This window comes from Sphingomonas paeninsulae (assembly GCF_003660165.1).
GTDB classification, from domain to species: domain Bacteria; phylum Pseudomonadota; class Alphaproteobacteria; order Sphingomonadales; family Sphingomonadaceae; genus Sphingomonas_O; species Sphingomonas_O paeninsulae.
On sequence record NZ_CP032829.1, the window covers coordinates 1753769 to 1768754 of the forward strand.

The 14986-nt window shown below is 58.3% G+C and carries 9 protein-coding genes; 5 read left to right on the plus strand and 4 right to left on the minus strand.

All coding sequences use genetic code 11. The annotated features are described in order from the left end of the window. The first annotated feature begins 52 nt into the window (after positions 1 to 52). From D3Y57_RS14075 to D3Y57_RS14085, 3 genes are all read left to right on the plus strand, one after another. Complete coding sequence (locus D3Y57_RS14075) at positions 53 to 2515, plus strand: TonB-dependent receptor (RefSeq protein ID WP_162987125.1); 2463 nt, start codon at positions 53 to 55, stop codon at positions 2513 to 2515. A 30-nt stretch (positions 2516 to 2545) separates the two neighbouring features. Next, positions 2546 to 3862: an amidohydrolase family protein gene (locus tag D3Y57_RS14080; RefSeq protein ID WP_121153580.1), complete on the plus strand. Its 1317-nt coding sequence runs from the start codon at positions 2546 to 2548 to the stop codon at positions 3860 to 3862. Positions 3863 to 3923: 61 nt separating this feature from the next. Further along, the gene (locus D3Y57_RS14085) at positions 3924 to 5216 is read left to right on the plus strand and encodes a metal-dependent hydrolase family protein (RefSeq protein WP_239025849.1); all 1293 of its coding nucleotides are present in this window, start codon (positions 3924 to 3926) and stop codon (positions 5214 to 5216) included. A 45-nt stretch (positions 5217 to 5261) separates the two neighbouring features. Here D3Y57_RS14085 and D3Y57_RS14090 read toward each other — a convergent pair whose 3' ends face one another. The 4 genes from D3Y57_RS14090 to D3Y57_RS14105 form a co-directional block, all read right to left on the minus strand. Further along, complete coding sequence (locus D3Y57_RS14090) at positions 5262 to 5759, minus strand: Lrp/AsnC family transcriptional regulator (protein ID WP_121153584.1); 498 nt, start codon at positions 5757 to 5759, stop codon at positions 5262 to 5264. Then, the gene (locus tag D3Y57_RS14095; RefSeq protein ID WP_121153587.1) at positions 5752 to 6225 is read right to left on the minus strand and encodes a hypothetical protein; all 474 of its coding nucleotides are present in this window, start codon (positions 6223 to 6225) and stop codon (positions 5752 to 5754) included. The genes D3Y57_RS14090 and D3Y57_RS14095 overlap by 8 nt, the downstream gene beginning before the upstream one ends. Before the next feature lie 165 nt (positions 6226 to 6390). Continuing rightward, positions 6391 to 10512: a translocation/assembly module TamB domain-containing protein gene (locus D3Y57_RS14100; RefSeq protein ID WP_239025850.1), complete on the minus strand. Its 4122-nt coding sequence runs from the start codon at positions 10510 to 10512 to the stop codon at positions 6391 to 6393. Between the two features lie 23 nt (positions 10513 to 10535). Then, positions 10536 to 11912 (minus strand): autotransporter assembly complex protein TamA, encoded by a 1377-nt coding sequence (locus tag D3Y57_RS14105; RefSeq protein WP_239025851.1) that lies wholly within the window; start codon positions 11910 to 11912, stop codon positions 10536 to 10538. A gap of 366 nt (positions 11913 to 12278) precedes the next feature. Between D3Y57_RS14105 and D3Y57_RS20925 the strand changes: the two genes are divergently transcribed. Beyond that, positions 12279 to 12551 carry a hypothetical protein gene (locus D3Y57_RS20925; protein WP_239025852.1) on the plus strand — a complete coding sequence of 91 codons (273 nt, stop codon included), beginning with the start codon at positions 12279 to 12281 and terminating at the stop codon, positions 12549 to 12551. A 292-nt stretch (positions 12552 to 12843) separates the two neighbouring features. Further along, positions 12844 to 14982, plus strand: coding sequence for a TonB-dependent siderophore receptor (locus tag D3Y57_RS14110; protein WP_239025853.1), 2139 nt, complete (start codon positions 12844 to 12846; stop codon positions 14980 to 14982). Positions 14983 to 14986 lie beyond the last annotated feature (4 nt).

Below are 14986 nucleotides of genomic sequence, written 5' to 3' on the forward strand. Positions count from 1 at the left end.
ATTTATTGGATTGCCGACTGCTGTCTACAATAGTTTGCTTGGGGGCAGAGTTGTGATTCGACGCGTCTATTTTTCGAGCCGCTTTAAGTTTATCCGAATTACGTTGCTAGTTTCCGCGAGTTTACTTGGCTCATCAACTGCTATCGCTCAAGAAGCGGCAGCTTCAATCGGGCTGAAAGGTGCCGATGCCGAAACCATAGCCGAACGGGCAAATCAATCTTCTGAAGCGAGCGGCGGCAACGAGGGTGAGATTGTCGTCACTGCCTTGAAACGCGCAACGAATATCCAGGACACGCCACTCTCCATCTCTGCCATCGGAGCTAAAACCCTCACTAACATGGGCATAACGGATAGCACCCAACTGGCACGATCAACCCCTAGCCTGGTGTTCCGTGAAAACGGCAATGGCCCTGGCACGCGCGTCATTATTCGCAACATTCAGAGCTCGGGCGAGCCAGTGGTCGGCGTTTATTATGATGAGACTCCGGTCGTTGGATCAGCCGGTGTCAGCAACGATGCGGGTGGCAGTTCGCCGGAAATTCGCTTGTTCGACGTCGAACGGGTGGAGGTACTGCGTGGTCCGCAAGGCACACTTTACGGATCGGGATCGATGGCAGGCACGCTTCGACTGATCTTTAACAAGCCGAATATGAACGAGACTCAGGGTGGGGTCGCGGGTCAGGTTAGCACTACGGCGCACGGTGGCCCCGGCTATGAAACCCAAGGATTCATCAACCTTCCGCTTATCGAGGACAAGTTGGCGGTTCGCGCCGTCGGGTTTTATCGCGACCGCGACGGTTATCTCGATAACAGTCGGCTTGGACTGAAGAACTTTAACGACACGACGAGCAAGGGCGGTCGTTTGATGGTTCGGTTCAAGCCGACCTCGGATATCACTTTCGATGGGCTTGCTGTAATTCAGGATACAGATACTTTTCATTCCAACTGGTTTTTTCCAACCTACGCCAGCGGTGGTCAGCCGTATGACGCCAGCTACGAATCTGTACAGCCGCAGAAAGACAATCTTCACCTCTACAGCGGCACGTTGAACTGGGATCTTGGTGGCGCGATTTTAACCGGTGTTGCTTCGTATTCGAAACGTGCCCTTGAGTATAATTACGACACATCGCAATATTTTCGGAATGCCTCAGCTAACGCTACAGTCAATTCCGCAGGATGTCGCAACTATGCTGGGAGCGGAACTGCTGCCTGTTCTTCTGCTCAATTAGGGCAATACCGTCAATACGCACTTTCAATGGCGCCATCGACAGCATATTCGCCGCAAGACACCAAAAACTCGACCCAGGAATTGCGCCTGTCGTCGAGCGGGAAAAGCGCGCTGAACTGGACCGTTGGAGCTTTCCACGCCGTGCGCAAGACCGGGATCGTCAGCGACGTTAACGCCGTCGATCCTGCGACCGGACAGATGATTGTTCCGTTGACGACAGTGCCAACTGTCGCAGGCAACGTAACCCGTCCGGCAACAGTCTTATTCCGTCGGGTGATCGAGGACGAATTGAAGCAAGTCGCTTTTTTTGGAGAGGTTGGCTACGCAATTACCAGTCGATTGAATGTAACCGCAGGCGGACGGTATTTCGATTATTCGAAGACCGTGACGGGATCGGTTACCGTTCCGAACATCGTTATTGGCAATGGTCTGGAACCGCCGACGACGTCCAAAGCGTCCGAAAATGGATGGGTGTTCAAGTTCAGCGCCGATTATCATCTGACGGACGACGTGATGCTTTATGCTCAGGCCGCCCAGGGTTTCCGTCCGGGCGGCGTCAACCAGGTAATCGGGCTGCCGTCGGCGCTTGGGCCATATACGTCGGACAGCCTGTGGAACTATGAAGGTGGCATCAAGTCATCGTGGTTCGACCGCGGTCTGATATTGAACGTAGACGTTTTTCAGGTTGACTGGTCCGACATTCAATCGTCGGCGCAAACTTCTAATGCTCAGGCAAACGGCAGCACATTTTCGTTTATTACCAATGCCGGAAATGTTCGCATTAGGGGAATCGAGCTTGAGTCCACAATTCGGCCTCTGCGCGGACTGATTCTACAGGCATCGGGTTCGTATATCGAGGCGAAACTTACTGAAGATCAGCGCCCGGTTAATGGCATTACCATCGCGGGTGCGGGGCTAAAAGGTGACTTCGTTCCCAACACGCCAAAAATCACGGCTCAGGCATCCGCGCAATATACTTATCTACTTGCTGATAACATTGAGCTGCTGACCCGTGCGGACATGAATTACGTCAGCTCTGCCTGGAACCTGTACCAGCGAACCAATGCGTTTCAGCAGCGGCTACCCGGGTACGCTACAGTTGGCTTGCGTGCTGGGGTCCAGGCGGAAAACGGTGACTGGGGAATTTCCCTGTTTGCGAACAACCTGTTCGACAAGGTCGGTCTTTCCACAAAGGGCAACGGTGCCTTGTTCGGCGGCGGCAACAACGTCCGCACGGTTAGCATCGCGCCACGTACGATTGGCATCGATTTCCGAAAGAATTTCTGAGGTTTGTCAGTTTCATCTGAAAGGATCATAATGGTTTACGTTTCGACAAAACTTCGTGCTTCGGCGGCAATGGCCCTGGCACTCACAATGGCGGCAACACCGGCATTTGCAAAAGATGTGGTTATTCACGCCGGAACTTTGATCGACGGCATTTCCGCTACGCCAAAGACCAAGGTGTCTATTATCATCAAGGACGAACGGATCGTGGGCGTCCAGAACGGCTTCGTAACGCCGACGGGGGCTGAAATTATCGACCTGTCCGGTTCGACCGTCTTGCCGGGTTTCATTGAATCGCACGATCATATTTCTTCGTCTGGCGACCGTCGGCCAATGAATCGCTTTACCCAAACCGAGGGTGATGCAGTGGTGGCGGGCGTATTGAACGCGCGCCGGGAAATCGAGGAAGGATTCACCACCGTCCGCGATCTGGGATCGGGTCCGCTGACCGCGCCGGCGCTCATTCGGGGGATCACTGCGGGGCAACTGGTTGGTCCACGCCTCTGGACGGCGCTCGAACCCCTTGGCCCAACGGGCGGCCATTCTGATCGGGCCAACGGTATGCGCCCCGACATAACTTTCGGTGGCCGGGATGCCTCGATCGTGGATAGTCCCGAAGAAGGTCGCATCAAAGTGCGCGAGCATCAGCGGCGAGGGGCAACGGTTATCAAGATTATGCCTAGCGGTGGTGTTGCCTCCATCGGCGATGATCCCAATCATATGACGATGACCAAGGACGAAATGGTCGCGATCATCGATACGGCGCATGAACTGGGCTTGAAGGTTGCGGCGCACGCTCATGGCAAGAAAGCTATCGATACAGCCATTTTGGCTGGCGTGGATTCAATCGAGCACGGCACTTATGCCGACGCCGAAAGCTACAAATTGATGAAATCGCACGGAACGTTTCTTGTCCCGACGTTGCTGGTGGCCGACGAAATCTACCAGACTGCGACCAAAACACCTGATTTGCTGCCACCGACGGTCGCAGCAAAAGCGATCGCAGTAACTCCGACGATGATCGGCAATGCCGGTCGGGCTTATCGGGCAGGCGTAAAGATCGCGTTCGGTACAGATCAGGGCGCGACTTCTCGGCGAAACAAAGCCGAGGAATTCGGCCTTTTGGTAAAGGCGGGGCTTACTCCAACCGATGCAATCTATACGGCAACCCGTAACGCTGCCGAATTGCTTGGCGCAGCGCAGGATGTCGGATCGGTACAGGCCGGTCGTTATGCAGACATTGTGGCCGTCAGCGGCGATCCCCTGGCCGATATCACGCTGCTGGAGCGGGTCCAGTTCGTGATGAAGGGCGGCGAGGTATTGAAGGCCGAAGGCAAGCTCCTCCGTTGAGATAACGAACATACCGCCGACAGATTGGGAGAGAGTAATGTTCAGCAAAAATAGATGGTTCATGACCATTGCAATAGCTGTCGTGGCAATGGCCGCGTCACCTGGCCTGGCGAACGATGTCGTCATTCATGCGGGTACGATGTTCGACGGTGTGTCGAAAAAGCCCCGCACAAAGGTCAGCATTCTCGTCAAGAACGACCGTATCCTGGCCGTCCAGGAAGGTTTTGTGACGCCAGCGGGCGCTGAAGTGATCGACCTGTCCACATCGACCGTGCTTCCGGGTTTCATCGACGTTCACAATCACCTGACAGGTGGCGGGCAACGACGTGATCGACTTCGGGGTACACAGGAGCAGCAATCGTTCCAGTCGGTTTGGAACATGCGCGAAATCCTGAAGGGTGGCTTCACGAGCGTGCGAGATCTCGGCGGTAACATAGATGTCCTTGCCGCGCTGACGGGCGCGATTAACGACGGCTTGATCCCCGGCCCAAGGATCATTTTCGCGGGCTCCGGGCTTGGGCCAACCGGCGGCCATTCAGATCCGAGCAACGGCATCGACCCGCGTTGGCAACGCAGCGATAACTGGAAACTGTCGGTTGTCGATGGCCCGACTGAGGCCACTCGCGCCGTTCGCGAGCTTCGCAAGCGCGGCGCAAGAGTGATCAAGATTCACTCATCGGGCGGCGTCGCCAGCGTTGGCGACGATCCCAACCTTCAACTGTTGAGCAATGATGAGTTGAAAGCCATCGTGGACACGGCGCATTCGCTCGGAATGAAGGTCGCGTCACACGCGCATGGCAAGGCGGGCATCGATGCAGCGATCCGGGCAGGCGTCGATTCCATTGAACATGGCACATATGCTGATGCCGAGACTTACCGACTGATGAAGGAACGGGGAACTTTCATGGTTCCGACGTTGTTCGCCGGGCGCGAAATTTATGAAGTTGCAATGACGAAGCCGGATAGTTTGCCGCCTACGGTCGCGGATAAGGCCATTGCCGTGACGCCAACGATGCGGGCCAATGCAGTTAATGCATACCGTGCCGGGGTGAAGATAGCTCTTGGCACCGATCAGCTAGGATATCGCCCTCTGGGCCAAAATGCCCATGAGTTTGAATATATGGTGGAGGCAGGAATCCCGCCGATAGATGCTATTCTGGCTGGCACCGGCAATGCTGCCGAACTGCTGGGTCAGGAAGGAGATGTAGGATCGATCCGCACGGGTCGATATGCAGACATTGTCGCTGTCAGCGGCGATCCCCTGAATGACATAAAGGAACTGGAGCGTGTTCAGTTCGTGATGAAGGGCGGAAAAGTCTATAAAGCAGAAGGAAAGATGCTTGCTCAGGACTGAACTGGAAGTGGGGCCGTGGTCATGGAGAGCACGCTCCGCTCAGGTTTATGTAGCCGTCGTCATGTTCAGCACGCGCGAGCTTCGTTGAATGAGTGCCTTTAGGGCAAAGCTCGTCTGAACATGGGCGACATGGGGTAAAGCCGTAAGCTTGCGTAGCAGCAGTTGGAAATGATCCAGATCCCGGACGACAACCTGAATGAGATAATCGGCCGTCCCGGTCATCATGTAGCAGCCCATGACCTCGTGAAACGTCGTGATCTCTGTCTCGAATAGTGAAAGTGCGCTGTCGGACTGTCGTTCGAGCGTTACCGAGACGAACGCGTTGACCGAACCGGTCAAGCGATGTTCGTTGAGGATGGCTGTATAGCCCTCGATATACCCTTCGGACTCCAGTCGACGGACGCGCCTCAGTGTCGGCGTCAGGGACAGACCTATCGTATCGGCAAGGTCGCGCCACCCAATCCGTCCTTGCTTCGTTAATGTTTGCAGAATGCGGATATCCAGCGCGTCCAGGGTGCCATCACCGGCGGCTGAACTACTCACGAATTGAAACTGGAGCCGCCCCGACCAGTCGGTAGAAAACTCCGCCGCGATCGGCTTTTACGAGTTCGAATCTGCCCGCCAGCAGCATTGGTTTGTCGCCGATTGCTAGTGGCTTGGCAACCTCCACTTCGACAAAACCGTTAGGGCCAGAGTTCATGTGAAATAAACAGTCGGGTGCCTGGGCGAATATCAGGAACTTCCTGTGCTTAGAGCCTTCTTCGAGCTGCATGGGAAAGCCGGAGATGGTCACCTGGGTGCCATCCAGCGCGTTTGCATCGGGCGAAAAGCCGGGCCGCAAGTAAGCGCGCCCGCTGACTTCATCCTGCCACTCGATCGCTTGTGTCTGGGCCAGAACGTCCCACGAAAGTGCGCCTTCGACCTTTGGGGCACGGGTGCCCTCATGTGCTGCTGCTGGTACAGCCGCCAAAAGAAGCAGAACGGACGCGATCGACGCACTGGGTTTCATGTATCATCCTTGTTGACCCGAGTATCCAGCGCCATCGATAGACTGTCAAAGACTTACTGAGTATTAGGACGGCGGTGCGTTAAACATTGTAGACCACCCGTTGACGTGCCGGATCGCAACCATGGCAGATTTGTGAAATGCCCACGGAGTATCTAAAAACTGTCTCTAAAAATCCTTCGAGTAGCGGATCGTTGCATTGGTTCCGCCTGAACCACCCGCCTGTGACAGGATACTCAGCGCTTTTGACAGAGAGATCTGGAGCTGGGTGGCGGTAAAGCCTTTCGCATCGGTCACGATCTCTATGTAGATGTTGTTCGAGATATATTTGCCCGCCGCGACCGCGGTGCCGCGGCCTGTCGAAGCATCGGCACCAAGCACGCGCAGCCGGTCGATGCCGGTCGCCGAACGCAGCTTGCCAAGTGGATTCAGGCCACCACCAGACCCACGCAGTGAATTCAGGGCGGCAGCAAGCTGGAGTGCCTGTGTCGCCGAAAGCGACGTGACGGATGTTCCGAACAACAGGCGCGACAGAATTTCGTCCTGTGGCAGCGTCGGTGTCGATCCGAATACGATCTGCGGACGTTGAGCGGTCCCAGTAATATTGATTGTCGCTGTTACGCCGTTGACCGTCGTGGACGCCGCGATCGCAAGTTCGGGATTGATAACCGGGCTGCCAAGGAATGTGATCTTGCTCGACGTATCAAGGTCGAACCGTCGCCCTGCAAAACTATATGTTCCGCGCACCAGCTTGACATCGCCGGTCACGACCGGCGCCGAAGATGTTCCCCCAACGCGCAGGTCGGTTGCCCATTCAGCCTCCAGTCCCATGCCGCTGACGAAAACGCTGTGATCGGCATGAACGCGCAGGTCGAGCTTGAACAGGCCCGGGACGCTCGACGTGGCGTCCGCAGGCTTTACAGGAACAGCCCCGCGCCGACGCACCCCCGACAGTTCGGAGATTTCGGCTGCACCCTGTCGGATAACTTCATAGCGGGCTTCGGGAAGCCGCAAATCGCCACGGATCAACGCGCCGTTGGCCTTGTCATTGGTAACCGCCAGCGTTCCTGAAACGGTCGCGCCCAGCGCATCGCTGCGCGCCAGTTGTGCATTGGTAAAGGTCGCACTGACGTTGATTGGAAAGCCGCTGTCGGCTGCAAAACCGACGTTGCCCTTTGCCTGCACGGTACCTTCGCCAGCTTTTCCGCTGAAATCGCTAATCTCGAACCGATCGTTGGTGAAGCGCCCACTGAGCTTTATCGCACGAATACGCGTTCCGTAGGTCTCGTTGTTATAGGTGAGGTCATTGGCTCGAACGACACCTGTCAGTTGCGGCGCGGAAATGCGGCCTGCAAAATCAGCGGCGATTCCGATCTGGCCGGAAAGTTGCTGATCGGCGATGCCGGACAGAGACCAAAGTACGTCGGCGGGACCGTTGTAGCGGATGCCGCCACCAAGGCCTGCATTCATCAGGCGCGCGCTCAGGCTGGTATCTGACCCGAGCGGTTGCAAGCGAGCCTGCACCCGACCGATCATAGCCCCGTTGCGACGGACAAGCGCGTTGAGCACTGCATCCTGCGCACGAAGCTGGCCGATGGCGGCGATGTTGACCGGTGCCGATACCGCAGTAGCGCCGGATCGGGTGAACCCGGCAACGTCGAGGCGAAGGTCGGCAATAGGGAGAGCGCCCGCCGATGCCTGTGCATAATCGAGCGAGCCGGTCGCTTTACCGCCAACACCGGCTCCGGCGGCAAAGCTGTTCAACAGGCTGAGATCGAGGTTCTGGAACCGGGCGTGTGCATCCATGCCGTTGCCATAACGACCCGACACGACGATCTGCCCCTGTTGCAGGGTGATAGTCGCAGGTTCCAGCGTGTAGATGCCGCGGTTGGCGCGGATCGTGGCGGGCTGAGCAAGGCGGAAGGTGATGGCGTTGATCCGCCCCTGCGCCGCTACGGTGTAGAGATCGGGTGACAAGCGAGTGTTGATTGCGGCCTGAAAAGGAGCGCCGTTCGATCCAGTGGCAACCAGTTGAGCCGATCCGCGCCCACCGCGATAGTCGATCTTCGCGCGGGCGGTCTGGATGACGAACGCGCCCTGTCGCAACCCGGCGACCTGGGCATCGCCGACTATTGAAGGTGCGTTTGGATAAAGGATCGCGACCGCTTTTATGATGGCGCGGTCGATCGTGATCGGGCTTGCGCCGGGAATGCGGGCGTTGTTCGCCGTGGCGTCGATGTCGGCGCGCTGGACTTTGCCCTGTGCAGCGAGTGTCACGATGCCCGCAACTCCCGCGCCGTTGGCGGTCAATCGCCCGGCAAATGGTCCTGGGGCAGTTTGAACGATGCGCCCGGCAAAGTCGATATTCGCAAAGCGAGCACGGTTGATGTCGATGGCAAGTGGCCCCTTGCCCGAGTGGATCAGGACGTCGGCATTGAAAGGGCCATAAGGCGATCCGCCGGTTGCTTTTACCGAATAGCCGGTCCCGGTCCCCCGCACGACGGCATCGACGTTGGTAAGCTGGACGCCGACGTTGGGACGGGCGGCTTTCAGATGGATCAGTGGTTGGGTGGCGGTGCCGGTGATCGCAAGGACGAGTGGGCCATATTGTTTCGAGGTGGCCGCACTATTGAAGGCGATGCGACCGTCTGAACGGTATGTGCCTTCGCCCGACAGGATGCGGAACGAAGGTGCGTTGAGTCGCAGATTGCGGACGGCGATCGTGCCTTGCGGATCGAAGCCAACGTCCGCGCCGACAATTGCCGGACCGCCGAGAAAGTCGCTCGCCGATTTGTTGAAGATGCGGACGGTCTGCGCGACAACATGGCCGGTCATGCCGAAGCCGCCCGAGGGGACGGTGACAAGCTTGACGTCGGTGTTCAGGTTTATCCGGCCGATGCCGTCGATCAAATAATCGTTGACCCGACCTTTCAATGCTCCCCGATAAATGCCTTTGGTCAGGTCAGTGACGACGAGTGCTGTCGCATCGACCTTGTCCGAGTGGATTTTGAGATTGTCGGACAGGATCGATTTGCCGGTGACGGCGAGCTGGCCGTTGATCGTCAGGTTGGTGAGCAGACCGCCGGCGGCTGGGTTGAGGCCGGTGACCCGGCGGGCGCGGGCGTTGAGGGGGATTAATATGTGGTCGGTATCGACCGTTGCGCGACCTTCGGCGTGGAGGCCCTCTACGATGGTAGTACCGAAGCCGATGGCGGCAGCATCCAGCCGGTAATCGATGAGCGGACGGGCGAATGCACCATCGAGCAGCAATGCGATCCCTACGTCGCGGCCATTGAGATTGGGGGCGATCGCGCCGGGGGTTAGCAGGCGGGCATCGACTTTCAGATTGTCGAACCGGGATTTGGCAAGGTCGATTGCCCCGGAGGACACGACGACAAGAGCATTGGATTTCAATGTGATGCGCGTATCAGCGCGTCGGTTTGCGACGGTCGCCGAGGCATCGACGTAAAGGTTAGGCGCGGTCAGGCGTTCGACAGGGCCGGTCAGGATCAGGCCGGGCCGGGTCGGCCCCTTGACCGTAAACGCGCCCGAATGTGCAGTTATGGCGAGGTCGGTAAGCGACTGCCCACCCAACAGGGCATTGGCGTTGCCCTGCCAGTTGGCCCAGCTTCCGCGTCCGGTGACGGTCGCGACCAGCGGCGCTTTCAGACCAGCAAGTTGCGTGACGACGCCACCTGACGGAGCCTGAAGCCGGGCGTCGATGATGAGGCGATTGTCGTCGGGAACTGCGTCCAGTTTCAGGGCAAGGTGATCGCCAGCGGTCGAGGCGGCGGTGCCGGTGATCTGGGCGCGGCGGTCGGCGATCTTTGCACGCGCGTCGATGGCGACGATGCGTTGCGCCCCGGTTACGGGAGCGGCAAGGACGAGGCGGTCGATTTTCAGACGGCCGATGTCGATGTCGAGATCGGGCAACGTCGGTGCGTTGGGGTCAGACGGGACCGGTTTCAGTTGCGGCAGGCGGCTGACTTCGATCAGTGGCGCGATCGCCGAACGCACATCGACATGGTTCGAGATAAACGCGAATGGCCGCCAGTCGAGACGTATTTCGGGGGCGGTAGCGAACACTCCCTTCGCATCATGAACGCGCAGATTGCGGATAATCAGATTGCCATAGAGCGAGCCGTCGAGTTGGCCGACTTCGAATCCGAGACCGGATGCCAGCGTATAACCGGCGATCTGGTTAGCAACGAACTTACGGCCCGGCGCAGTGTTAAGACCCAGCACGGCCAGTCCCGCCAGGACCAGCAAGCCGAAGAGTGTGAAACCCACCCATTTGGTGACCCGGCGAGCGGTCAAAATGCCTGACCGATCGAAATATACAGAGTGATGACTGATTCACCGGGGCGGCGCGCGATGGGGGTGGCGACATCGACGCGCAGGGGGCCGAAGTTCGTGTAGAGCCGCCCGCCGATGCCAGCCCCGTAACGCAGGTTGGAAAAGCTTGGTATCGAACTGTTCGTGACCTGTCCCCCGTCGAAGAACGGTACGATCCCGTAATCGCCAAAGCGATAGCGCGCCTCGATCGCAAATTCGGTCAAGCCACGTCCGCCCAGTGGATTGTTGCTGGCGTCGCGTGGGCCGAGTTCCTGATAACCATAGCCGCGAACCGAGCCGCCGCCGCCTGCATAAAGCCGCCGTGATGGAGCAATGGCGTCGCTGCTGGCCCCTGTGATCGTGGCAAAGCGTACGCGACCTGCAAGGACGATGCTGTCGCTGAAGGGATAATATGCGCTGCCGTCGATCTGGGCGCGCACATAGGTAGCGGTGCCCCCGCCCGCATTGGCGCGTTGCGAAAATTCCGGACTGATCCGGCCGAGAAGTCGGAAGCCCTTGGTTGGATTGAGAATATTGTCCGACCGGTCATAGCCGATCTGGCCGGGCAGCGCGGCAATGAAATAGGTGCCGTCGTCTTGCAGGCGGGCCGGGTCGGCGCGCTTTTCCTTCGAGGCGATCAGTTCGAAACCGTAAGCATAGGTCCAGCGTTTTTGCCAGATCGGCGTGGAGTCACTTGAAATGCGCCCGCTCAATGTTGCGGTAGTCGCTTCATAAGCATCGAAATTGTCATGTTCGGCACGCAGGGTCGCTTGAACCGTCTTGTCCCGTTTGCCTGCGTTCGACCGGCGAAACGTTACTCCTGCACCCTGTTGCTGTGTACCGGCGATGGCATCGAGAATCAGAGCGCCTTCGGGTGGGAACAGGTTGCGAGGGGTGTAGCTGGCTTGCAGCTTGAACCCTTCGCCGGTCCCATAGCCTGCGCTGCCAGCGAGCGTTTTCGATGGGCCAGCCTGCTGCAGGACGAGAAGATCGACGATCTCTGTGCCGTCCGCGCCGGTACGGCCGGTTTTGACCGGTTCGACGGCAACCGACGACAATAGTCCGGTTGCGACCATTGCCTCACGCAGATCCTCGACGCGGCGATTGTCGTAAAGCTCGCCGGGTTTGAACCGCGACAGGACGGCGACGTGGTGGGCGTCGAAGGCTGTTTTGCCGGTCGTGGACAGCGTGCCAAAGGACGATCGCGGTCCGGGATCGACGGGCAAAGTATAATCGCCGACGGGTTGGCGATCGTCGAGCAAGATGTCGCGCGGGCCGACGACGACGAAGGGATAGCCCTGTTGGGGAAGGCGCAGGCTGACGGCGGCCTCTGCGCCCTCGATCGCTGCTGCCACGATATCGTCGCCGGTTTTAAGCTGGAGCGCCTTTCGGGCGAGGCCGGGGGCAGGGTGTCTGTTCCGGTAACGGCGACATTGCGTAATTTGTAACGCGCACCGGGGACGACCGTGACCGTTGCCGTCACGCGGTCGGACTGGTTCGGCACAGGCGCTACGTTCGATGTTGCGCTGGCGTCGTAATAGCCTTCTGATTTCAACAGGCGGATGGCGAGGGCTTCGTCTTCGCGTGCGCGTGCGGCGATGACTGCGCCATTTGCTCCCTTGCCATCGCCCTTGTCGAGCGCGGACAGGCTGCGAAAGCGGCCTTCGAGATCGATTGCTTTCAGTCCCTCTACGACCACCGAGTAACGAACCAGAACGGGTTTGTCGGCAGTTGCAGTCGCGGTCTCGGCGGGCGGCGTCGTGACGTCAAACGAGGCAAGCGGCGTCAGGGGCTGCGACAGGCTGGGGTCCGGCGATACGGGTGTCGTAACTTCGGACGGCATCGGTGCCTGTTCGATCGGCGTCAAAGGAGCGTTCAGCGCGGGATCGACAGGGGGCAAAGCGGCATCGAATTGCGCATCGGGGACGATGGCGGTGGGCGCAGCGGTATCGGCGGGGGACGCGTCGCGTTGCTGCGCGTTGGCAGGACCATAGCCCAGCAGCGCTGCAACACCGACCAAATATAAATACTTCTTCACCGCCACCCTGGCAGGCTCCCCCGTTGTCCGCATCAAAACCCAATGGTTTTGAGATGGTTCCCTATCGAGCGGCCTATAAGCGCCGAATGTGAGCCTGGCGACGGCCAACCACTGTCTATTCCTCATCCTCGGCCCCTGAGTAACCGATAATCCGAGTAATCGATTACCCAACGTCGTTCAAAATCTTACTATTGCGAATCGTTATCATTATTATTATGCGGCGCCGCGACCAACAGGGAAAACCGTTCATGAAGATCAAAATGCGAGTGTTGCTCGCTTGCTCCAGTCTTATGCCGCTTTCGGCAGCTCACGCCGCGGATGTGATGGACGCTGCAGAGGATATTCTTGTTACGGGGCAGCGCCCGGTGAGCGAAGCAACCAGCGGCACCAAGACCGCTACGCCACTTGTTGAGACGCCACAGTCGATATCTATCATCTCTCGCGCCGATCTGGACGTGCGCGGAATTCAAAGCCTTAACTCAGCCCTTCAGCTAACCGCAGGTATCACCCCCGATACGCGTGGAGCCGACGCAGAGGTTTATGACCAGTTCAAGCTGCGCGGCTTCGATGCGCCGCAATATCTGGACGGCCTGAAACTGTTTGGCAGCCCGACCGGTTATGCCGTGCCGCAGGTTGACGTTTCGCGCATCGACCGGATCGAAGTGATCAAGGGGCCGGCATCGGTTCTTTACGGTCAGTCGAGCCCCGGCGGCCTTATCGCGATCGGCAGCAAACTACCCGGTTCAGCCGCCAGTTACGGGAGCGTCGAGGCGACCTATGGCACCTACAACCTCTATCGCGTCGATGGCGACGTCGGGGGTGCGCTTTCGGCCGACGGCAAGACGCTCTATCGGGTGTATGGATCGGTAAACGGTGCCGATACCCAGCAAAGCTTTGGCAAACGCCGCCGCTACACAGCCAGTGCTGCTGTCACTTTCGGGGCGGGAACCGATACGACGCTAACTCTGCTTGGCAATTATTCACATGATCCGTTCAACGGTAACTATGGCTCGGTGCCGCGACTGGGCTCGCTCGACCCTAACCCCAACGGAAACATCCCGCGCGACTTTGCCGATGGCGATCCCGCGACGACGGTTATCCGGCGTAATCAGGGGGCCGCGACATATTTGTTTGAACAAAAACTGGGTGATGCCTGGGTATTTAAATCGCGCGGCCGTTATACCGACATCACGACGCGCATCAGCGGCCCGTACAGCACCGGCGTGCCTACCGATGCGACCCTTACGACGTTCGAGCGCGGTTCGTATCAGACAAGCGAGCGTTTGAAGAACGGCACCTTCGACAACCAGATTTCGGGTAAAATCAAGACTGGGGCACTGACGCATAATCTGCTGTTCGGTGTCGATGTTCAGGTTGCGCACGCGGTCGAAACCGGCGGGTTCGGGGTCGCTCCGCCGATCAATGTTTATCAGCCCGACTATAGCATCCCGATCACGCTGCCGGACGACCAGTTCACATACAATGTCCATCAGCGGCAAATCGGCATTTACGCGCAGGATCAGATCGAGCTGGGCGGACTTCGACTGACGGCAAGCGGACGTTATGACTGGGCTTATGGTCATGTGGCAGTTGCCGCTTTTGGTCAGGACGACGTGAAGCGGGACGAAAAGTTCACTTATCGCGTCGGCGGCCTGTATTTGTTGAACAACGGCTTTGCGCCCTATGTCAGCTACTCCACGTCGTTCGAACCGCAGGCAACTCGGCTTGTTACCGGCAATATCGCCGATCCATCGACCGGGCGTCAGTTCGAGGCAGGGATCAAATATCAGCCGCCGGGCTCGACGATCCTCCTGACCGCGGCCTATTTCAACGTCACACAGGCGAACGTCGTTGTCAGCAACCCGATCACCTTTGCGGCAACGCAAAGCGGCAAGGTGCGCTCAAAAGGCATTGAACTGGAAGCCAAGGTACCGGTCTTCGAAGGTTTCAGCCTCACCGCGAGCTACAGCCGCCAGAAGATCCGTAATCTCAAGGATGATGATCCCCTTAACGTCGGTCATCCGCTGATCGGCACAGCCAAGGAGAATGGTGGACTGTTCGGCCTTTACTCGCTGACCAACGGCCAGCTTGCAGGCTTTGGCATCGGCGGCGGCGTGCGATATGTCGGCAAGGGTTATGGCGGATATTACTTCGACGCCGCAGGTGCCGCGCAATATGTCACAACACCGTCCTATGCGCTGGTCGATGCAGTGATGAGCTATGATCTGGGTCGCGCCAGCCCAAGCCTCAAAGGGTTCGAGGCAAGGATCAATGCCGCGAACATCTTTGACAAGCGCCATATAACGAGTTGCTACGTCAACGGCGTTGAATGGTGCTGGTACGGATCGCGCCGGACGGTAACAGGCACGATCGGTTTCCGCTGGTAATAGA

What these genes read in the sequence shown, in the direction of transcription:
- D3Y57_RS14110 (WP_239025853.1), top strand. Translation starts at nt 12,844, where the DNA reads ATGAAGATCAAAATGCGAGTGTTGCTCGCTTGCTCCAGTCTTATGCCG.
- D3Y57_RS14085 (WP_239025849.1), top strand. Translation starts at nt 3,924, where the DNA reads ATGACCATTGCAATAGCTGTCGTGGCAATGGCCGCGTCACCTGGCCTG.
- D3Y57_RS14095 (WP_121153587.1), bottom strand. Translation starts at nt 6,225, where the DNA reads ATGAAACCCAGTGCGTCGATCGCGTCCGTTCTGCTTCTTTTGGCGGCT.
- D3Y57_RS14080 (WP_121153580.1), top strand. Translation starts at nt 2,546, where the DNA reads ATGGTTTACGTTTCGACAAAACTTCGTGCTTCGGCGGCAATGGCCCTG.